The sequence below is a fragment of the Leptotrichia wadei genome, assembly GCF_007990445.1.
Taxonomy (GTDB): domain Bacteria; phylum Fusobacteriota; class Fusobacteriia; order Fusobacteriales; family Leptotrichiaceae; genus Leptotrichia; species Leptotrichia wadei_A.
Map to the genome: position 1 here is coordinate 1,978,059 of NZ_AP019841.1, position 21,848 is coordinate 1,999,906.

Consider the following 21,848-nt stretch of genomic DNA (forward strand, 5'->3'; position numbering starts at 1 on the left):
AGCAAAACAAATATAATTTCAAAAAATTTTATAATACTGATTAATAATTTTTAAAAAATAATAGTTCCCTTTTCTCTTTCAAAAATCAATTTCTTTTCAATTTTTTCATTAGCATCTTCCATAAAATCAATAAAACACTTCTGATTTTCATATTTTTGGTTTAGAGTCTTCAATTTATTTTTAGTTTCAGATCCAAGGTGATTGTCCTCCTTCAAAATATTTCGTACATCTTGATTTAACACGAGTATTTCATTTATTGAAATTCTTCCGCTATATCCGCTAGAACATTCATCACAGCCTTCTCCCATGCACTTCTGACATCTTTTTCCAACTAGCCTCTGTCCAATAACTCCAATTAATGAATCTAGTATCAAATATTTCGGAATTCCCATATCCACTAGCCTAATTAACGTAGAAACAGCATCATTTGTGTGAATTGTGGAAATCACAAGATGTCCTGTCAATGCAGCTCTTACAGCTATTTCTGCAGTAATTTCATCTCTAATTTCAGAAATTACAATAATATCAGGATCATTTCTCAATGTGGCTTTCAAAACTTCAGAAAATGTTACTCCAATTTCTTGATTTACCTGTATTTGAACAGTTCCATTAATTTTGCTTTCAACTGGATCTTCTACGGTTATGATTTTTTTTCTTCCATCATTTAGCATATTTATTAGGGATTTTAATGTTGTAGATTTCCCAGAACCTGTAGGCCCGCTTACGAGAATCATTCCATATTTTCTATCTAAAGTTTCATTTAACATTTTAATGCTTTGACTTGAAAATCCCAATGTTTCAAGTTTTATATCCTTTAAATAATTTTCCAAAATACGTAAAACCATAGTCTCCCCGCCAGCTGTCGGCATATAGGCAGCCCTTATATCATAACGTTTATTTGTATTTTTTGCATTTAATAAAAAAGAAAAGCTGCCATCTTGTGGCTTTCTTTTCTCTGCAACGTTCATTCCAGCCAAAATTTTCATTCTGGCAATAATTTCTGTAATATTTTTTTCAAGAACTTTTCTATTCACTGCTTCATACAATTTCTGGCTTTCTTTCAGATAGCCGTCAACCCGGTATTTTATTTCCATTCCTTCCAGCAAGTCAAATTTCACGTGAATATCACTAGCCCGCTCCTTAAATCCAGTCTTTACAATTTCATTTAAATAAGAAACAGTATCTTTTGATAAAAAACTATTTTTTTTATTATCGACAACATCCTTTAGTTTTGCCTTTTCAATTATTTTTTCATTCATTGTCCTCAATTTTCCCTTCCCGCTTTTATATTTTCAATTATTTCTTTTTCACAGTTCCGCTGCTAAACTCCTCCAGCACCAATTCTGTCTGTTTTTTCAATGTTTTAAACAATCCCTTTTTAATTAGATTGTACCACTTCAAAGTCGCACGTTGAGCATCAATCCCTTTTAATGTTTCCTTTAGCTGCAGTTTAAAAAAGTCAACTTCTTCGTAAGACAATTTTACATTTTTAGTTTTTTCCTTTTTATTTGCCTTTGTAATTTTAACTTCATTTTCCAAATATTTAAAGAAGTTAAATACATTTGGCAGCTGTTTTTCATATTGGCTCATCATTTTTCTCATTTCCTCAATCAGTTTTACCAAATAACTTCTTGACATTTTTGAAAATGTAACATTGACTTTTCTTTTTCCTTTTCCAATTTTTTGCACAAGCTGCTGCATTTTAGCCTGTGATTTTGCATTTATTAAATCCATATTGCTAACAGTATTTGGATTTACCATTTTTGCCATAAATTCTCCTTTCTTTTTTTATCATTTTAATTTTTTTACTATTTTCTCAAATAAAATATTACCTTCTCGTAATAACGTAATCTCTCCATTTTCAAATTTTACAATTGTAGACGGCTTCCCTGTCAATTCTGATTCTTCATTTGGAATAACAATATCCACATTTTTTAGTAATCCTTCACTTAAATCCTCAATTTTTTTAACCGAACTTTCACCTGAAATATTAGCGCTTGAAGTCAATAATATTCCTCCAGATTCTTTTATTATTTCCAAAGCAATTTTATTTTTGGGAATCCGAATCCCAACAGTTTCCATATTTTCATCAAATTTCCGTGTAAAATTACAATTTGCACGAAAAATGACTGTCAGCTCTCCTGGCCAGTATTCATTGAGAATTTTAGAAATTTTTTTCATATTTTCTTCAGTTTCATTTACCAGATCCTTCAAAATTTCCTTATTACTAATTAATGCGATTATTTTTTTAGAAAAATCACGTTTTTTTATTTTATAAATTTTTTCAACAGCTTTCTTTTCAGGAAGAGAGCCAATTCCATAGACAGTATCTGTAGGAAATACAGCAACTCCTCCATTTCTTAAAATCTTTATAGCTTTTTCAATTTTACTTTTTTTATCTTTATCAATCTTAGTCATCATTTCCATCATCAACTGGCATTTCAAATAAACCGCTTATTGGATTATTTGTAGCTATTCTAGTTATTATTTCTGCAAACATTTTACTTGTTGTCAATATTTTTAATTTATCGAATTTTTTATCTTCAGGCAATTGAATAGTATCTGTTACTACAATTTCAGTAAATGCTGATTTTTTTAATCTTTCAACTGCAGGATCAGAGAAAACAGCGTGTGTTGCACATCCATAAACTTCCAAAGCGCCCTTGTCAATTAAAGCTTGAGCAGCATTGCAAATTGTTCCGGCTGTATCAATCATATCGTCAATCAAAATAGCTTTTTTACCTTTTACATCACCAATAATATTCATAACTTCTGAAACATTCGCCTTGGCACGTCTTTTATCAATTATTGCAAGCGGTGTATGCAGCCAGTTTGCAAGTCCTCTAGCTCTTTTTACTCCACCAACATCAGGCGATACAACAACTGTATCTTCTGGGCTAAATCCGTATTTTATAAAGTGTTTTGCCAAAATTGGCAATGCTTCCATGTGATCCACTGGAATGTCAAAAAATCCTTGAATTTGTCTTGCATGCAAGTCCATTGTAATTACTCTTGTAGCTCCTGCAACTGTCAGCAAATTTGCAACAAGTTTTGATGTAATTGGCTCTCTTGGACTTGCCTTTCTATCTTGTCTTGCATATCCATAATAAGGAATTACAGCGATAATTTCCTTAGCTGAAGATCTTTTAATTGCATCGATAAAGACTAAAAGTTCCATAAGGCTTTCATTTACAGGCTTTGAGGTAGACTGAACAATAAATACTTTACAACCACGTACACTTTGTTTCGCCTTTGCAAAAGTTTCTCCATCAGCAAATTTTACGATTTCAGCAGCTGATAAATCCATATCTAGGTATTTTACAATCTTTTCTGCCAATTTTTCACTTGATGTTCCTGCAAATACTCTAATTTTGTCTTTGTCTTCTTTGGTTAATGTTATCATTTTATTTCCCTTTCTCTCATTAATATTTTTATTTTTTTGAGATTTCCCTATTTCCAACTATTTATTTTTTCTCTCTTTATTCACCTGTTTTGCCCTTCCAAAAGCAAGTGCTTCATCAGGAATATCCTTTGTAATTACTGAACCTGCAGCTGTAAGGACTTTATCTCCTATTTCTACAGGTGCTACAATTATTGAATTACTTCCAATAAATGCATTTTTTCCAATTTTTGTCTTATGCTTATTTTTCCCATCATAGTTACAAGTAATAGTTCCTGCCCCAACATTTGTATCTTGCCCAATCTCAGCATCTCCAATATAAGTTAAATGTCCTGTTTTTACACCTTTTTCAAGAGTAGCATTTTTTATTTCCACAAAGTTTCCAACATGTGCAGTTTCTTTTAAATACGCTTTTGGACGTAGATGCGCAAATGGACCAACAGTTACTCCTTGTTCAAGAATAGACTGCTCAACAACAGAGGCTTCTATTTTTACATTGTCTGCAATTACCGAATTTTCAATTCTAGTATTTCCCAAGATTTCACAGTTTTTTCCAATTTTGGTGTTTCCTTGAATTGTAACATTTGGATAAATTATAGTATCTTGCCCAATTTGAACATTATCTTCAATGTAAGCTGTATCTGGATCAATCAAAATCACACCACTATCCATCAGTTCAACATTTTTTCTATTTCTCAAAATTTTCTCTGCCTGTGCCAACTGAACTTTAGAATTTACTCCCAAAATTTCATCTTCATCTTCAATTTGAAAACTGTCAACATTGTAGCCTTCACTTGTTAAAATCTTTATGGCATCAGTTAAATAATATTCACCTTTTGAATTATTATTGTCAATTTTCTCTATCGCATAAAGCAAACTTTCATTTTTAAAAATATAGACTCCTGTATTAATTTCATCTATTTTTCTCTCATTTTCATCTGCTTCCTTTTCTTCAACAATATTTGAAATTTTTCCATTTTCCTTAACAATCCGTCCATATCCAAACGGATTCTTAACTTTACAGGAAAGTACAATACAGTCAAGTTTTTTCTCATCAAAAGCATCTTTTAAGTTTCTTAATGTTTCTTCCTTTAAAAGAGGCGTATCTCCACAAGTGATAAGCACATCTTCACCATATTCCCTAATTTTATCCTTTGCAATTAAAATCGCATGTCCTGTTCCAAGCTGCTCCCTTTGCGTAACAAAATCAACATCTCCCATTTCAACCAGCACATCTTCCTTTTTATGCCCCAAAATAAAGACATTTTTTTTATTCCCAATATTTTCAAGAACATCTACAACTCTTCTAATCATTGGAACACCATTTACCTTATGCAAAACTTTAGACTGCTCAGACTTCATTCTAGTCCCTTTTCCAGCCGCCAAAATTACCGAAATCATCCTTCCTCCTTAATTTAATAATCAACAATTAAAATATTTGTCTTTAATTTTTACTCAAACTATACTTTACACACTAATTATATCAATTTTTTCTAATTTATGTCAAATGATAAAAAAATTTTATTTATTTTTCTCCTCACTCTCACTATTATGATTCAAATGAATTCTCAAAGCTTCTAGCGAAATTTGAATTTCCAAAAGTGAAAATAATAGTGAAACTATCAACGATACAAGACTTATTCCAAAACTTATTTTCCCAATAAAATCCATTTGAAGAAATAAAAACAGCATAGAAATGGCACACATTAACAGACTTGAAACTCCAAAATACTGCATTTTTTTTATATAATTTAGCCTTTTTCTCAAATTTTTAACTTGATAAAACTCATGCTCCACTTCCCCGCTTGAATCCATCTGCCTCACAATCGCTGTAAGTGCCAGAAACCTATTTGTGTATGCAAGCAAAAGTAAAGATACGGTAGGAAAAAGAACTGCAGGTGTAGTTATTTCCAAAGTCATATTTTTCACCTTCCTTTAAAATTTATTTTTATTCTAAAATCCATTTAAAAATAAAAAAATATTTTATTTATTTGATAACAAAAAGTTTTAAAATACTGCTAAATAAAAGCCAACAGAAATCTATTACTAAATAAAAAATATGCCTAATAAACTGATAAAAATTAATTAAAATTAGAGTTTAAATAAATAGACCAGTTGTTTTAAGTTCAATTTTAAAGCAGTCCTGCTACAACATTAGTTTCAAGCTTGTATTTTTAAAAAATACAAAAAACGCAAGGATTATTTAAATTCATCCTTGCTAAAATTATATCATGCTTTAACTAAAAAGAATCTGGTGATGAAACAACGTTCAAGTTTTCATCTATTTCAAAAATTAATGGTTTTCCAGTTGTTAAGTTTAATTTCAAGATATCTTCATCTGAAATATTTAACAAATATTTTATTAATGCTCTCAAGCTGTTTCCATGAGCCGCTACAATAACATTTTTACCTTCTTTTAAGCTTTTTGAAATATCTGAATGCCAGTAAGGTAAAACTCTTGCAATTGTATCTTTCAAACTTTCTCCAAGTGGTGCTTCTTCATCAGTTAAATCTGCGTATCTTCTATCTGATTTTGGATAATATTCACTTGATTTGTCAATTGCAGGTGGTGCAACATCAAAACTTCTTCTCCAGATAAGCACTTGGTCATCTCCATATTTTTTAGCAGTTTCTGCTTTATTCAATCCTTGTAATGCACCATAGTGTCTTTCATTCAATCTCCAAGATTTGTAAACTGGAATATACAATTCATCCAATTCTTCCAAAACATAATTTAAAGTTTTGATAGCTCTTTTTAAGTAAGAAGTATAAGCAACATCAAAAACTAATCCTTTTTCCTTTAATGCTTTTCCTCCAGCTTTTGCTTCTTCAACTCCTTTAGGACTCAAATCCACATCTTTCCAACCAGTAAATTTGTTTTCCAAATTCCATTGGCTTTCACCATGTCTGATTAATACTAATTTCATAAGTTTCCTCCTTAAAATAATATTTTTATTAATGTTACGCATTTTATGCTTAAAAACCTGAACCTCCCACGACTAAAGTCGCAGGGTTTTAAAATCTTTAAAAGTATTTAAAAATTTTCTAAGAAGTTTGATAGCACAACAACTATCCTTATTCTTTTAGGCGTGTTCAGCTCGCCCCTATTGTATAGGACAACATTTAAGTCCACAACTTTACTTTTCTTTAGAATATTTAATACTCCATTACAGTCTTCAATCAAAGATATTATATTACATATTCTACATTTTATCTACTAAAATTTTTCCATATGCTTACTAAATTTTCGTGCAATTCATCTCACAACTAAAATTCCGAGTATTCTTGCACTATTTCATAAACTTTTTTATATTTAATTGCAGCAAAACTGCTTTAAAATTGAACTCAAAAGTTACAACTGGTTATTTATTTAAACTCTAATTTTAATTAATTTTTATCAGCTTAATCTTAAAAAATCAACTATTTTTCTTCAACTTCCACAACTGTTTCTGAAACAGCTGTATTTGTAGATAATTCTTTTTCAGCAATTAAATCTTCAAGACGTTCTTTTGTTGTCATCAATTCTTCAAGATTCATGTTATCGTAAGTTGCTTCTGAAGATGTTTTTATATTTATTCCTTGTTTTCTTAAAAAACTGTCAACTTTGCTTTGATTTTTTTTGTATAAATAGTAACCAACTGCAACTGTTCCTACTCCAACTGCCGCTCCCACTAAATGCTCTTTCTTTATATTTCCGAATTTTATCATTTTATTACCTCCAAATTTTTAATTTATTTATTATATTTTTTCAAATAATTATATATTAATATTTTTTTATAACTATGTGAATTACTCCTACTTGTAGAATCTGGTGATTTCTTGATATCTTTTGTTAAATTCTTTTACTTTAAATCACAATTTATTTCAAAGCTATATATTTATCATCCGAATCTTCATCTGATCTCTTGCTAAAGAATATATGATCTATTAAATCACTTACATTCTCAATAGTTTTATCATTTTTCACATCCACAACATAATGGAATTTCCCATTTTCAGCTTTTAACCGATAAATTCTCACTTCTTTATTCGATACATTATTTAATACAAGGTGTCGTCCAAAAGTTGTAAGCCACATAAGTGCTATTGCTGTAACTGATCTATTCGCCATATAGGATCTTAAAAGATACAATGCTGGTAAAATTTCAATGTCAAAGAAACCTTTTCTTTGTGTTTCCATATAGGCGTGTTCCATAATTGCCGCTGTTGTAAGTCCCGCTGTAAAATTGTTTATATCCAATTGTAATTTTTCAATTTTACTTTTTCCAAGTCCGTACAAGAAAGAAAGCAAAATCGCAGCTCCAGAATATACAGACAACGAATCTATTGATTTTTCCTCAAAATCTTCCACTAATTTTACCGAAGTCATGCCGTGCTCAACTGATAATGCTGTCGCAGTTCGATAAATCACTTCATCAATCGTAATTTCCTCTGGCTCAAAAGTTATAAGCAATGTATTTATAGTTTTATTATATCGTAAAGCTGTACTTTTTGCTCCAACTTTTATTGTTTCAAAAAATTTTTTTGTGTCAATAATTTCGTGTGAAACTTTAAATCTGACACGATTCGGTAACTTATGCAATACCGTCAAAATTAATTTTTTCATATAATTTCCTCCAAAATCAGATACGCCACAAAAATTCTATTTATTGACATCATATTTTAAAAGTCTTAATGAATTTCCAACTACTAAAATTGTTATTGAATTATGTAAAACTGAACTATATATTGCTGGTAGCAATCCTGTCGCACCTAATACAAGTGCAAAACTGTTTATTCCAATCGCCATCGCAAAATTTTGTTTTATAATTTTTACAGTATTTTTAGCTAAACCAATTACAGCTGGTATTAACAACGGATCGTCAGAAGTTATTGTAACATCGGCAGCTTCCATTGCAACATCTGTTCTAGTGCTTCCAAGTGCTATTCCTACATTTGCGTAAGAAAGAGCTGGAGCATCGTTTATTCCATCTCCAATCATAATAACTTTTGATCCGATTGAACGGAATTTCAAAATATCTTTCGCCTTATCTTCTGGTAACAATTCAGATTCATATCTATCCATTGACATACTATTTGCAATAGTTTCAGCCTGTTGTCTCAAGTCTCCTGTAAGTAGCACAATATCGTCTATTCCTTGATTTCTCAAACGGTTCATAGCTTTTTTGATATTTTCTCTTGGTGGATCAGAAACTCCGATTACACCGATTAAATTCTCATTTTTAGCCACATAAATAACGATTTCTCCATTATTTTGCATTCCTTTTACCACATCAACTGACATCTCTACCGAAATATTATTTTCTTCCATGTATCTTCTGCTTCCCACACGAATAATATCCTTATTTACATAAGTTTCAATTCCTCTTGCCACTCTAATTACATCTTCTTTATGTCGTGGTATTTTTAATCCTCTATTTCTTACTTCGTTTAAAATCGCACTCGCCAAAGGGTGTGTAGAAGTTTCTTCAGCAGCCGCAGCTAATGCAATCATTCTATTATCTTTCATATTTTTAGCAAAAGTTTTTACTGTTTGAACTTTAGGTTTTCCTTCTGTAATTGTTCCAGTTTTATCAAATATTACAGTATCAGCCTTTGAAAGTTCTTCCAAATAATTGCTTCCTTTAATCAAGATTCCGTTTTTAGCAGCTGTATTAATTGAAGCAGAAAATGCTGTCGCTGTCGACAATCTTATTCCACATGAATAATCAATTACAAGCATACTCAATGCCTTTTGTAAATTTCTAGTTGAAGCGTAAACTATTCCAGCAAGAAGGAAATTTAACGGAATCAACTGTGCAGAAAATGCATCGGCGTAAGATTGAATGTCCGCTTTGTTAAACGAAGCATCTTCTACCAATTTTATAATTCTTGAAGCCGTTCTGTCATCTCCAACTTTTTCAGCTCTTACAGTGATATTTCCACTTTTCAAAAGCGTTCCAGCAAAAACTTCCTGTCCTGTTTCCTTTTTAACAGGCATATATTCTCCAGTAATCGCCGATTGGTCAATTACCGCACTTCCCTTTTCAATTGTTCCATCGACACTTATTTTTTCTCCAGTTTGAACAAGTATCAAATCACCTTTTTTAATTTCTTCAATTGGAACTTTTTTCGCCACTTGGTCTTCATCTTCAGACGCTTTCCAAACATAGTTTTCTCCAACACTTAGCATATCTTTAATTACGCCACGAGTTTTTTTCATAGTATAAGCCGTCAAAAGTTCTGCAATTCTTTCTAAAATCATAATTGTCAAAGCTGTTCGCTCACTTCCTAAAGCGATACTACTTACAATCGCCGTAGAACTCAATGTATCCGCATTCGGACGCTTATTCTGAATCAATGACAAAATTCCATTTTTTAAAACAGGCAATGCCAAAGAAATTGTTGAAATAGTTTTGTAATTAAATAATCTTCTAATTCCAGTCAATTTCGTTTTTGGACCTGGAAGCAAAAGCAATAATACTGCCACTCCAATATTTTTCATAATTTCTTTTGGTGATTCTTCCTGTAATCGTCTTTCTATCACATATTTATTCGATGCTTGTTTTTTATCATTTTTGTAAATATCCACCAAATACCCATTCAATGTATTTTGAAGCAAAGATACAAAATTTTCTCCAGTTAGCGAAAAGTTATCAAAATAAATAAGTACAGAACCTGTAATAGTTGAAATTTCAACACTTTTTATATAATGAACTTGCATTAAACGCTTTGTTATTTCTTCTTTGTGAACGCCAAGATATTTTAACGCTCTTGAACGAATTCTAATTCTCCCACGAATTTCATGCAAAATCTCACAATTTAGCAAATAATTTCTACCAGCCATAAAATTTTCCTTTCTTTTTATTCCACAAACTTAAAGTTTTTTTATCAAATCATAAAAAATTTCCAGATTATCTTCTATTTCTTTCAAGGATTTATTTTCATACAATTCAGGATGATTGATAACCGTTTTCCAAACTTTGTTCATCCATTCAAGTATTTCCTTTTCTGAAATCAAATTTGGATCATAATAAAGCAAAATTTTATTCGTTATATACGAATATTCAACACTTTTTATCCCTTTTTTTGATAAAATCAGTTTTTTTACTTCATTATCATATTTTTTTAATTCCTCTGGAACCTTTGATAAATTTGGAACAAATAGCCTAAGTCTTCCAGGAATACTGTGCACTACCTTTATCTGATTAAACATCAGATACGTTGTTCTAAAAAAATTTTCTAACATCTTTTTCCCTTTCAATTTTTTGTCTACTATTTTCTTTTCTCGTCTGATAAAAGTCTAGAAGCCCACCATAACAATGTAGCTCCTTTAGGTAATCCTGGAACTTTCCATAATTTTTTTATTCCATAAAAAATAAAAATACCTGCAGTTAATGTCTTCAAATCCAAATAACCTTTACTCTTGTTATAAACAGCCATATCTGCTGATTCAAATATCTGCTTTAACAACTCTTTTATTCTCCCAGGTTTATTCTTCAAGGCTTCCTCATCCAAATGAAGCAATCTCAACACTACCAAATACAAAAAAGAACTTTCAATAACTTTTTCATCAAAATAAATCAGAATACTTCCAGTAACAGAATTAACTTCCACGGAATTTATTCCTTCTATTTTACGAATATTATTTAAAAATTCCTTTTTTAGCTCCTCGTCATCCTTCAGCACTTCTGTCTGCAACCGCAAACGCCCATTTTGATAATGTTTCACTTGAATAACGCCATAAAAACTTTGTAACATAACCGACTCCTTAACCTTTTTTATAATTCATTATATACCTTTTCATTTTAAATTACAAGATAGATTTTCTTCATAATCTTTCTAAATTTTTATTTTTACCTTTACTTTAGACAAAATTAACGATACAATATAAAAAAGAAAAAAGAAAAATAAAAAGGAAAAATATGAAAAAAAGAAATGTAAAAATCATTTATCAATATGATGGAAGCAAGTTTTTGGGATTTCAAAGGCAAAAGGATAATAACGTAAAAACTGTTCAAGGAGAAATTGAAAAAATAATTTTAAAAGCATTTTCCCAAAATATAAATATGATTTCTTCAGGAAGGACTGACAAGGGAGTTCATGCAATGGAACAAGTTTCTAATTTTCTAATTGACGGCAATATTCCTCTGGAAGCAATAAAAAGGCAAATTAATAAATCTTTAAAAGGTGAGGTTAAAATTTTAAATATCACAGAAGCAAATGAAAATTTTAATGCACGTTTTGATGCTAAAAATCGAGCTTATTTATATATTATGAGAGCAGAGAAGGATATTACGCCATTTGAGTCAAATTACATAACTGGTCTTAAAGAAAAAGTGGAGGTGGAAAAATTTCAGAAAATAATGGACTCCTTTATTGGAAAACACGATTTCAGCAGTTTTATGAAAAAGGATAAGGCTTATAGAAATCCTGTGAGAGAAATTTTTTATATAAAATGCTATTATGATAAAAAATTCGGGAAAAATCAGGTAAATATTGAAATTTGCGGAAATGGATTTTTAAAAACTATGGTCAGAATTATGATTGGCTCAGCACTTGCTGTTTATTTTGGAAAAGAAAAAGAAAATTATATTATAAAAAGGCTAAAAAATCCTGATGCTGATAATAAAAAGATTTTAGCACCTTCAGAAGGGTTATATCTGTATAAAGTGAATTACTAAAAAGTTATTATTAAAAAAAAGAAAAAAAGAAAGAGAGATTTTATGGAAAAAAATTATAAAATAAAAATTCTGGATGCAAAAAAAGATTCAGATTTGTTATTTAAAATTGTAGAACATGAAAACAAAGTTTTTGGAGAAGCAACCGTTGGGAACTGGAATATTAAGCCATTTGCCAAATATGGAAAAGTTTTTGCAATGTTAAGCGATGATAAAGACAGTAAGGATGAATTAATGTCGGTTATTGAGGTTTTAAGCAGTTTTGACAGGGAAATTGCTTATGTTTATGGAGTTTCTACTGTCCCAAAATTTCAAAAAAACGGATATGCGAGAATACTTCTTCAATTTGTAATGGAAACTTTGAAGGAAATGGGAATAAAAAAAATAGAACTTACTGTTGATATGGATAACTTTACTGCGAAAAGAATTTATGAAAAATTGGGATTTGAAATAGTAGATAATTTAGATAATGAATATGGGGACAATGTTGAACGATACTTGATGAGATATTCGATAAAATAATAATTATATTTTTCATTAACTTTTATATAATGAAATTAAAATGGTAATCAAATATAATTAGGATATAATATAATGCACCTTAATTTTTATGTATTTAAAATTTGAGGAACACTTTTATTGTTTGGTAAAAATTAATCAAAATTTTAAAATTACTAAATATATTAATTGTAATACCCCCCATAAAATTATATTGAGGAGTGATTAATTATGAAAAAATTAATATTAGGAATATTTTTATTATTTAGCGTTCTTAGTTTCTCAAGATACGTAGAACGTTGCAAAATAGTGTCAGATAATACTTGCGTAAGTTTAAAATCAGGAAAAAGATTTAATTTTAGCGGCCATCCTTTTGCATCAGCTGCATATGGAAGCGTTTACAGAGTATATTTTGAAGGAAATGGATATAAAAACCTGTACTTCACAGGAAATGAATATCTCTACAATTAAATTTATTTTGTAACAAACTAAGTCAAAAAATTTCCAATACTTTTTAGTAATTTTAGAAATTTCTATTTTTACCAGACAATAAACATTAAAAATCTAATTTTTATACTCAAATAATAAAATAAATAAATTTAAAAATAAAAAAAGAAAGGAATCAACTATGAAATTATTATTAAAATTAGCAATTTTAATTAGCAGCATTTCAGGATTGGCAAATGCAGCTGAAAAAGTATGTATCGATCCAGGACACCAAGCAAAGGGAAATATGCAAACAGAAGAAGTGGCTCCTGGTTCAAGCAAAAGAAAAACAAAAGTAGCTTACGGAACAAGAGGTGTTGCAACTAAAAAGCCTGAATATCAGTTAGCCCTTGAAGTAGGCTTAAAATTAAGAGATGCTTTAAAGGATAAAGGATACTCAGTATTTATGGTAAGAGAAAAAAATGATGTAAATATAAGCAACAAAGAAAGAGCCCTAATGACAAATAAAGAAGGCTGTGATGTATATTTAAGATTACATGCAGATGCAGGAGGAAGCAGTAACAGAGGAGCAACTGTACTTACATCATCATCTAAAAATCCGTACACAAAAAGCGTACAGCAATCAAGTGATAAATTCTCAAAAGCAATCCTGTCAGAATACACAAAAGCAACAGGCTTCAAAAGCCGAGGCGTTTCCTACAGAGATGACCTGACAGGAACAAACTGGTCAACAGTTACAAACACATTACTAGAAATGGGATTCATGACAAATCCTGAGGAAGACAGAAAAATGGCTTCTCCTGACTTCCAAAATGTGATGGTAGAAGGGATTGTAAATGGGATTGAAAAGTATTTTAGAGAAAAATAACAAAATTTTATTTTAATTTGAACAATAAAAAAATCTGTCATAATTGGCAGACTTTTTTATATAAAGATTAATTCACTAATATTATACCTCATTATTTAATTTTTAAAAATAAAATAATATTTCTTAAAATCCAAAAATTTTTTTCACTATAAAAAGGCTGCTAATTCCAAAACAGCCTTTATTTTTTAACATCTAATCTTATTTAAAATTTAATAGTTTTTCCACTTCATTTCAACTAATCTCTATCAAATTTCACTTCAAATTCTTTCCCCAAAAATGCAATCCCAATCTTTAAAACTTTCTCAACCCCAGCGTTTCTCAAAACTGAAGAATATTTTTTTTCATCAATTTGTCTTAATGCAATCTCACATTCTTTCTCAAGTTTCTCTTTTAAATTATCTTTTTCTAATTTTTCAACTAAATTCACAATTTTTAACTCAAAAATTATTCCTTCTCTTCCTCCTAAAATATTTTTAGGTTTCAAAAGCAAGTCATATCTACCTTTTCCTGCAAAGCCATTTGATGTAATTTCATATTCATTTCTTAATTTCAAAATCAACCCCAACATCAATCCATGATAAAATTGCTCTTTATAATTTCCATTTACATCAAAAATTCCAGTATTTTCCAATAAAATTTTATTCAGTTCAAATTTAAATTTTTCAATATCTCCACTTTTTAATGCATTAGTAAATTTTGAAAAATTATTAGAATCTCTAAAATAAACTTCTATAAACATTTTAGAAAACATCTTCAAAATTTCTTCATTTGGAATTTTCAAATAAACTTCTTCTTCATCTTCATCGTTTTTTTTGGCTAAAGTTAAGTATCCACTATGAAAAAATAAGTTCCATATATTTTTCTCAAAATTAGCTTCTAAATTTCCAAAAGTCATACTATCATTAATCGTTTCAAAAATATTTTCTTTATTTAAAAGTCTTGAAAACTCATCAAAAATCTCATTCTTCAATTTTTCCAAATATAACTGAATCAATCCATTACCGCTCGTATTCACCCAATAAGGTCGCAATTTCCCCTTTTTCAAAAAATTAATAATCGACCAAGGATTATACACTTTTGTATCTCCGAACAAATAACCATTGTACCATTTTTGAACATCTTCCAACTCATATTCCAAATTAAAATCTTTCAAAGCCTCTTCAACTTCATCTTCCATAATCCCAAAATATTCCGTAAATTCACTATCCAAAATCGTATGAACTTCCAAATTATTCAACCCTGAAAAAATATTTTCCTTCGCAACTCTTAAAATTCCAGTTATTACACTCATTTCAAGATATTCATTATCCTTCAAAACAGATCCGTAAAAACTTTTGAAAAAATCAATAGTTTCGTTGTAATAACCATTTATATAGGAATTTATTATTGGCTGATCATACTCATCAATTAATACAATCACCTTTTTCCCATAATATTCATACAAATATTTTGACAAATTTAACAAAGAATTTTTCCAATCTGCTAAATCTAAAGTTCTTCTTACTGAATTAAATTTTTCAATCTCAATTTCGTCCATTTTTTCAGTTAAAAATTTATATTTTGTATAAAGCCTTTCAATAATTCCTTTAACTTCTCTAAATCCGCTTTTCCAGTTTTTTTCATTATAATCTTTAAATGAAATTGAAATTACGGGAAACTCCCCTTGTTTATTAAAATATTCACTTTTAGAAATATTAAGTCCTTCAAATAAGTTTTTGTTTTCATCTTTATTTTTAACATCAAAAAAATATTTCAACATCGATATATTCAGTGTTTTCCCAAATCGTCTTGGACGAGTGAATAATTTTACTTTTGAACGATCTTCTAAAATATTTTCAATAAATTTAGTTTTATCAAAATAATAATAATCGTATTCTATAATTTCTTTAAAATCAGACAATCCAATCGGTAATTTCTTTTTCCTTTTTTTCATAATAATTCCCCCTTTTTTTTTAATACTTTTTTCAATTTTATCAAAAATATAAACATTTTGTCAATTACATTATTTTATACTTTTTAGTAAATTTATTATAAAATTTTTTTATGAAATTTAATCTATCAATTGGAAATGGTTATTTATTTAATTATTTAAAATTGTCACAAATAGCCTATTTATAATGCTTTTTTGATTTTAATTAAATTTTTTAAAAAAAGTGTTGACAAATTTGAAAAAATGTAATATTATATATTTGTAGTTAGCAACCTAAGTTAGAGAGTGCTAACAAAAAATAAGGAAGGTGCCGAGATGAATGATAGAGAGCAATTAATTTTAAAGGCTATTATCAAACATTATCTGGAATTTGGCGAGAGCGTGGGATCACGGACACTTGAGAAGAAATATAATATTGGAGTGTCTTCAGCCACTATCAGAAATACAATGGCAGATTTGGAAGATAAGGGTCTGATTGCAAAAACACATACATCTTCTGGACGTATTCCGACAAGTGAAGGATATAAGCTGTATGTCGATGAGCTTTTGAAAATTAGGGATATTTCCCAAGAAGAAAAGGCGAAAGTCATGCAGGCGTACAATAAACGGATGAATCAAATTGATATGATATTTGAAGAAACATCCAGGTTATTGTCAAAGATTAGTCAATATGCTGGAGTCGTTTTAGAGCCGGCATTTACGCAGGAAGGTGTAAAAAAAGTAAAACTGGTGCATATTAATGACACGACTGTACTTGCTGTGGTTGTAATGAATTCATCCCTTACAAAAAATTTGAATATCTTTTTGGAAAATCCTGTAACTGAAAGCGAAGTTGAGAAAATAAATAATTTTTTAAATGAAAAAATTGTAAATAGTCAGTATTTTACATTATCTGATTTAAAGGATTTTTTCACAAATACAAATTTATTTTCACAAAGCGATTTTCAAGGCAACGGGATTTCAGATGAAGGAAAGTTATTTTTTGAAGGCGGAACGAATCTTATTGAAAACAATACATCTGATATTATGAACATTATAAATCGTGTAAAATTGTTTAATAACCCAAATGATTTGCGAAATGTATTTTCACAGTTTTTGCAAATGGAAGAGTTTAAGGATGGAGAGGTAAATGTAATTTTTGGAGAAGATTTGAAAATTGCAGGACTTGAAGACTTCTCATTCGTGTTTTCAGTTTATACGTTAAATAATGCAAGAGGAATTATCGGTGTAATTGGGCCAAAGCGGATGGAATATTCAAAAACAGTTGGATTAGTTGAATATGTAGCAGAAGAAGTAAATCAATTATTAAATCAAAAAAATAAACAATAAAGAGAGCGGGGTTTTTAAATGTCTGAAAAAGATTTAGAAAAAGAAGCTAAAGACAAAGAATCAAAAGAAACACTAGATAAAGAAACTAAAGAAGCTAAAGCTGATGATTCTGAAAAAGAAGTTAAAGAAGAAACACCTGAAGAAGTAATCGCAAAACTTGAAAAGGACTTGGAAGAATGGAAAAGTTCTTATACAAGAAAATTAGCTGAATTTCAAAACTTCACAAAAAGAAAAGAAAATGAAGTTGCTGAAATGAAAAAATATGCTTCTGAAGGAATTATTACAAAATTATTAGATAATATTGATAATTTAGAAAGAGCTGAACAAGCTTCTGCTGAAACTAAAAACTTTGACGCATTGGTTGAAGGAGTTAATATGATTTTGAGAAATCTGAGAAATCTTTTGACTGAAGAAGGTGTTGAAGAATTGGAAGCAGCGGAAGGTGTGAAATTTAATCCTTATGAACATCAAGCGATGATGACTGAAAATGTGGAAAATTTAGACAATGATGTTATTGTGAAAGTGTTTCAAAAAGGATATAAATTGAAAGGGAAAGTTATAAGACCAGCGATGGTAACAGTTAATAAGAAATAACGAGAGAAGTATATTATGAGAAAATTAAAGAAAAATAGTAAAGATCAAATAAATATATATTTTGAAAATAATAACATAAAGACTCAAAATATAGGAGAAATAGAAATCTCTTCTTTAGCAAATTATGACACTGCTAAATCAAAACCTAAAATTTATTACAGTAAGGAAATTTTTTTAGATAGTAATATTATTGGTAAATTTACAGTTTTGGATAAAATGAATTTAAAAGATAAAAATTCTTTTATAAGTTTATTTCAAAATATGGAATATACATGGAATATTTTCCCATATATATGGGAAAATGCTGGTAAGAAAAAATTGAAGTTACAAGAAGATAGAGACATTATAATTCAAACATTGAAAAATTATGAGAATTTTGCTAGAAAATATAGCACGAATATTGAAAAAGATAGTATTGGTAATGAAGTAAATAAATATTGGAGTATAATTGAGGAAATTAATGGTAATAAAAAATATTTGTTAGTATATAATACGATATATGCAATGGTATTATATTCATTTTATATAAAAATAATTAAGATAGCCAATAAATATGCTAAGAAAAAATATATACAAGAATTAATAGATTTCATTGAAAGAATAGGTGTATATCTGGAAAATGAAACTCTTCTATGTATGGAATATTTGAAAGATAATACAGAACTTTGTCCAAAATTTTTTAAGATAGATAATTTGACAAAAGATGTATTAGAAAAAATAAGAAATAGATCATGGGATTTATTTCATTTAAGATTTATAGAGGAAGATTTTGTTATGAATGAAGATATAATATTTCCATATATTGCAACAGATGATAAAGGATTTAAAATTGTAATAAAATTTAATCCAATAAAACAAATTATAATAGAAAATGGTATAGTTATACCTGTACATGAAAAAAATATTTTGACTGAAAACAGTGATTATGCAAAAGTGATAGAGAAATTAAAAAATAAATACAGATTCGAAAAAATGGTAGAATCATCTTATGATGAAAAATTATTAAAAATAGAACAAGTAATAAAAGATATTAAGAATAAAATAAAAAATGAAATATCAAAATTATAAATTTTAAAGGAGAATGATATATATGAGTAAAATAATAGGAATAGATTTAGGAACAACAAACAGCTGCGTGGCAGTTATGGAAGGTGGAAACTTTGCAATAATACCAAATAGTGATGGAGGAAGAACAACACCTTCAGTAGTAAATATTAAAGATAATGGAGAAATTATAGTTGGGGAAATTGCTAAAAGACAAGCAATTACAAATCCTGATTCAACAGTAATTTCAATTAAAACACAAATGGGATCAGATTATAAAGTAAATATCCATGGAAAAGATTATACACCACAAGAAATTTCAGCAATGATTTTGAAAAAATTGAAAAAAGATGCTGAAAGCTATTTAGGTGAACCTGTAACAGAAGCAGTAATCACTGTACCAGCTTACTTTACTGATGCTCAAAGACAAGCAACTAAAGATGCAGGAGAAATTGCAGGACTTACAGTAAAAAGAATTATTAATGAACCAACAGCAGCAGCATTATCTTATGGATTAGATAAGAAAAAAGAAGAAAAAGTGTTAGTATTTGACTTAGGTGGAGGTACATTTGACGTATCAGTATTGGAAATTGGAGATGGAGTAGTAGAAGTTATTTCAACTTCAGGAAATAACCACTTAGGTGGAGACAACTTTGACCAAAAAATTATTGACTGGTTAGCTGATGAATTTAAAAAAGAAACTGGAATTGATTTAAGAAATGATAAAATGGCAATTCAAAGATTGAAAGATGCAGCAGAAGATGCTAAGAAAAAATTGTCAACTACATTAGAAACACAAATTTCATTGCCATTCATCACAATGGATGCAAGTGGACCAAAACATTTGGAAAAGAAATTAACTAGAGCAGCATTTGATGAATTGACAAAAGACTTGGTTGAAGCAACTAAAGGGCCTGTTAAACAAGCGTTAGAAGATGCAAACTTAGATCCAAGTGGAATTGATGAAATCTTATTAGTTGGTGGATCAACAAGAATCCCAGCAGTTCAAGAATGGGTTAAATCATTCTTTGGAAAAGAACCTAATAAATCAATTAACCCTGATGAAGTTGTAGCAGCAGGAGCAGCTATCCAAGGTGGAGTATTAATGGGAGACGTTAAAGATGTATTGTTATTAGATGTAACTCCATTGTCATTAGGAATTGAAACAATGGGTGGAGTATTTACTAAGATCATTGATAGAAATACTACTGTGCCAGTTAAAAAATCACAAGTGTTCTCAACAGCAGCAGATAATCAACCAGCAGTATCAATCGTTGTATTGCAAGGGGAAAGAGCTAGAGCGGCTGACAACCATAAATTAGGAGAATTTAATTTGAACGATATCCCACCTGCACCAAGAGGAGTACCTCAAATCGAAGTAACATTTGATATTGATGCAAATGGTATCGTGCATGTATCTGCTAAAGATTTAGGAACAGGAAAAGAAAACACAGTAACAATTTCTGGTTCATCTAATTTGTCTAAAGAAGACATCGAAAAAATGAAAAAAGATGCTGAAGCAAATGAAGCTGAAGATGCTAAATTTAAAGAATTAGTAGAAGCTAGAAACCAAGCTGACCAATTAGTAATTGCAACTGAAAAAACTATAAAAGAAAACGAAGCTAAATTGCAAGGAACTGAAAAAGAAGACATCGAAAAAGCAATCGAAGAATTGAAGAAAGTAAAAGATGGAGACGACATCGAAGCAATCAGAAAAGGAATCGAAGAATTGTCGAAAGTATCTCAAGGATTTGCAACTAGAATGTACCAAGAAGCAGCTCAAGCACAACAAGGAGCACAAGGCGGAGAAACAGCTGGAGAAAATAACAACTCTGGTGCTGATGATGTGGAAGATGCAGAAGTTGTAGATTAATTTTAAAAAATAAGAAATTTAAATAAGAATATTATGAAGGAAGGGGAAGTTGTTCTCCTTCTTTTGTAGAAATAATTGATTTTTAAAAAAGTGTCTGGAATTATTGGATTTGGAATTGAGGTTATGGTAAGAATAAATTCTTTATAGAGGATGTGTTAAAAGATGGAAAGTACAATAAATACCCTAAAATATGGAAATATTGAAATTGCAGTTGCGGATAGAGGAGCGGAATTACGAAGTTACAAAGTAGATGGAGAAGAGTTTATGTGGGACAGGAATCCTGAGTTTTGGGCTGCCAGTTCACCTGTGTTGTTTCCGTTTGTTGGAACTATAAAAAATGGGGCTTATAGTTTTGATGGGGAAAAGTATGAAATTTCTACACGGCATGGGTTTGCTCGGACTGAGGATTTTGAACTGGTTGAGAAGTCTGAAAACTTTTTGAAGTTTAGGTTTTCTTCTAATAAGGAAACTTTGGAGAAGTATCCGTTTGAGTTTGAATTGTTTATAACTTATACAATTGTTGGAAATACTCTGGAGATCGGGTATAATGTTGTGAATAAAAATGATTCTGATATATATTTTTCGCTTGGAACACATCCTGCATTTGCACTTGATGTAAATGATGACATAAAATTGAGTGATTATTATTTGGAATTTGAGAAAAATGAGACTTCAAAGAAATATAAATTGAATGAAAAAGGGCTTGTTTTAGATGAAAAAGCTGATTGCTTGAATAATGAAAATAAATTGCATATTACTGAAACAGTGTTTGATGATGATGCGATAATTTTTGAAGACTTGAAATCAGAAAAGGTTGTGATAAAAAATAGTAAAAATTCAAAAGAGTTAAGTGTTAAATATAAAGGTTTTCATTATGTTGCATTTTGGAGCAAATCGAAAGCTCCGTTTGTGTGCATAGAGCCTTGGTATGGAATTTCTGATTTTGAGAATACGAGCGGGAAATTAGAAGAAAAAATTGGAATTTTGAAATTGGAAGCTGGAGAGGAATTTTTTGCAAAATTAGTTATTGAAGGAAAAAAATAAACAAAAATTTAAATTTTATATTGGATTTATTGGAAAATTAAGTTATAATATATTCAATTAACTTTAAAACTGATTATTAAACAATTATATTTTTAGTATGATATTTAAGGTTTAATGTAGACTAAAAAATTATAAGTTCCATTAGTTGACAATATTTTTAT

The 21,848-nt window shown here is 29.4% G+C and carries 22 protein-coding genes; 9 read left to right on the forward strand and 13 right to left on the reverse strand.

The features are described from left to right. Positions 1-50: 50 nt before the first annotated feature. The 12 genes from FVE74_RS09315 to FVE74_RS09370 all read right to left on the reverse strand — a co-directional run bounded on the left by FVE74_RS09315 (position 51) and on the right by FVE74_RS09370 (position 11,140). Positions 51-1,259, reverse strand: a complete 1,209-nt coding sequence (locus tag FVE74_RS09315) for a GspE/PulE family protein (protein ID WP_147004271.1) — start codon at positions 1,257-1,259, stop codon at positions 51-53. 37 nt (positions 1,260-1,296) lie between these two features. Further along, a complete protein-coding gene (locus tag FVE74_RS09320) occupies positions 1,297-1,770 on the reverse strand; it encodes a viral A-type inclusion protein (RefSeq protein WP_147004272.1) in 474 nt (157 codons plus the stop codon). A gap of 21 nt (positions 1,771-1,791) precedes the next feature. Continuing rightward, positions 1,792-2,418 (reverse strand): L-threonylcarbamoyladenylate synthase, encoded by a 627-nt coding sequence (locus FVE74_RS09325; protein ID WP_232053945.1) that lies wholly within the window; start codon positions 2,416-2,418, stop codon positions 1,792-1,794. Then, positions 2,411-3,403, reverse strand: coding sequence for a ribose-phosphate diphosphokinase (locus FVE74_RS09330; protein WP_147004274.1), 993 nt, complete (start codon positions 3,401-3,403; stop codon positions 2,411-2,413). Before FVE74_RS09330 ends, FVE74_RS09325 begins: the two co-directional genes overlap by 8 nt. A 57-nt stretch (positions 3,404-3,460) precedes the next feature. Then, positions 3,461-4,801 (reverse strand): bifunctional UDP-N-acetylglucosamine diphosphorylase/glucosamine-1-phosphate N-acetyltransferase GlmU, encoded by a 1,341-nt coding sequence (glmU, locus tag FVE74_RS09335; RefSeq protein ID WP_147004275.1) that lies wholly within the window; start codon positions 4,799-4,801, stop codon positions 3,461-3,463. Between the two features lie 120 nt (positions 4,802-4,921). Next, positions 4,922-5,320: a DUF2721 domain-containing protein gene (locus FVE74_RS09340; RefSeq protein ID WP_147004276.1), complete on the reverse strand. Its 399-nt coding sequence runs from the start codon at positions 5,318-5,320 to the stop codon at positions 4,922-4,924. 320 nt (positions 5,321-5,640) lie between these two features. Beyond that, complete coding sequence (gpmA, locus tag FVE74_RS09345; protein WP_147004277.1) at positions 5,641-6,327, reverse strand: 2,3-diphosphoglycerate-dependent phosphoglycerate mutase; 687 nt, start codon at positions 6,325-6,327, stop codon at positions 5,641-5,643. Between the two features lie 493 nt (positions 6,328-6,820). Beyond that, positions 6,821-7,108 carry a hypothetical protein gene (locus tag FVE74_RS09350; RefSeq protein WP_147004278.1) on the reverse strand — a complete coding sequence of 96 codons (288 nt, stop codon included), beginning with the start codon at positions 7,106-7,108 and terminating at the stop codon, positions 6,821-6,823. Between the two features lie 151 nt (positions 7,109-7,259). Further along, the gene (locus FVE74_RS09355) at positions 7,260-8,006 is read right to left on the reverse strand and encodes a hypothetical protein (RefSeq protein ID WP_147004279.1); all 747 of its coding nucleotides are present in this window, start codon (positions 8,004-8,006) and stop codon (positions 7,260-7,262) included. A gap of 36 nt (positions 8,007-8,042) precedes the next feature. Further along, the gene (locus tag FVE74_RS09360; RefSeq protein WP_147004280.1) at positions 8,043-10,226 is read right to left on the reverse strand and encodes a heavy metal translocating P-type ATPase; all 2,184 of its coding nucleotides are present in this window, start codon (positions 10,224-10,226) and stop codon (positions 8,043-8,045) included. A 30-nt stretch (positions 10,227-10,256) separates the two neighbouring features. Continuing rightward, positions 10,257-10,628, reverse strand: coding sequence for an HMA2 domain-containing protein (locus FVE74_RS09365; RefSeq protein ID WP_147004281.1), 372 nt, complete (start codon positions 10,626-10,628; stop codon positions 10,257-10,259). A gap of 26 nt (positions 10,629-10,654) precedes the next feature. Beyond that, entirely contained in the window at positions 10,655-11,140 is a 486-nt protein-coding gene (locus FVE74_RS09370) for an HMA2 domain-containing protein (RefSeq protein ID WP_147004282.1), read from the reverse strand. Positions 11,141-11,304: 164 nt separating this feature from the next. On the opposite strand from FVE74_RS09370, the gene truA reads away from it, so the two are divergent. The 4 genes from truA (at position 11,305) to FVE74_RS09390 (ending at position 13,873) form a co-directional block, all read left to right on the forward strand. Then, positions 11,305-12,063 (forward strand): tRNA pseudouridine(38-40) synthase TruA, encoded by a 759-nt coding sequence (gene truA, locus FVE74_RS09375; RefSeq protein ID WP_147004283.1) that lies wholly within the window; start codon positions 11,305-11,307, stop codon positions 12,061-12,063. Positions 12,064-12,105: 42 nt separating this feature from the next. Beyond that, complete coding sequence (locus FVE74_RS09380; RefSeq protein WP_147004284.1) at positions 12,106-12,582, forward strand: GNAT family N-acetyltransferase; 477 nt, start codon at positions 12,106-12,108, stop codon at positions 12,580-12,582. A gap of 207 nt (positions 12,583-12,789) precedes the next feature. Further along, on the forward strand, positions 12,790-13,029 hold the full coding sequence (locus FVE74_RS09385; protein ID WP_147004285.1) for a hypothetical protein: 240 nt from the start codon (positions 12,790-12,792) through the stop codon (positions 13,027-13,029). A 157-nt stretch (positions 13,030-13,186) separates the two neighbouring features. Beyond that, complete coding sequence (locus tag FVE74_RS09390) at positions 13,187-13,873, forward strand: N-acetylmuramoyl-L-alanine amidase (protein WP_147004286.1); 687 nt, start codon at positions 13,187-13,189, stop codon at positions 13,871-13,873. A 235-nt stretch (positions 13,874-14,108) separates the two neighbouring features. Here FVE74_RS09390 and FVE74_RS09395 read toward each other — a convergent pair whose 3' ends face one another. Further along, positions 14,109-15,806 (reverse strand): AAA family ATPase, encoded by a 1,698-nt coding sequence (locus FVE74_RS09395; RefSeq protein ID WP_147004287.1) that lies wholly within the window; start codon positions 15,804-15,806, stop codon positions 14,109-14,111. A gap of 312 nt (positions 15,807-16,118) precedes the next feature. Here FVE74_RS09395 and hrcA point away from each other — a divergent pair, with 312 nt between their 5' ends. The 5 genes from hrcA to FVE74_RS09420 all read left to right on the forward strand — a co-directional run bounded on the left by hrcA (position 16,119) and on the right by FVE74_RS09420 (position 21,687). After that, positions 16,119-17,132 carry a heat-inducible transcriptional repressor HrcA gene (gene hrcA / locus FVE74_RS09400; RefSeq protein WP_147004288.1) on the forward strand — a complete coding sequence of 338 codons (1,014 nt, stop codon included), beginning with the start codon at positions 16,119-16,121 and terminating at the stop codon, positions 17,130-17,132. 18 nt (positions 17,133-17,150) lie between these two features. Continuing rightward, on the forward strand, positions 17,151-17,726 hold the full coding sequence (grpE, locus tag FVE74_RS09405) for a nucleotide exchange factor GrpE (protein ID WP_147004289.1): 576 nt from the start codon (positions 17,151-17,153) through the stop codon (positions 17,724-17,726). 15 nt (positions 17,727-17,741) lie between these two features. Further along, entirely contained in the window at positions 17,742-18,794 is a 1,053-nt protein-coding gene (locus FVE74_RS09410) for a hypothetical protein (RefSeq protein ID WP_147004290.1), read from the forward strand. 22 nt (positions 18,795-18,816) lie between these two features. Beyond that, entirely contained in the window at positions 18,817-20,643 is a 1,827-nt protein-coding gene (gene dnaK, locus FVE74_RS09415) for a molecular chaperone DnaK (protein ID WP_147004291.1), read from the forward strand. 162 nt (positions 20,644-20,805) lie between these two features. Then, a complete protein-coding gene (locus FVE74_RS09420; RefSeq protein ID WP_147004292.1) occupies positions 20,806-21,687 on the forward strand; it encodes an aldose 1-epimerase family protein in 882 nt (293 codons plus the stop codon). The last annotated feature ends 161 nt before the right edge of the window (positions 21,688-21,848 follow it).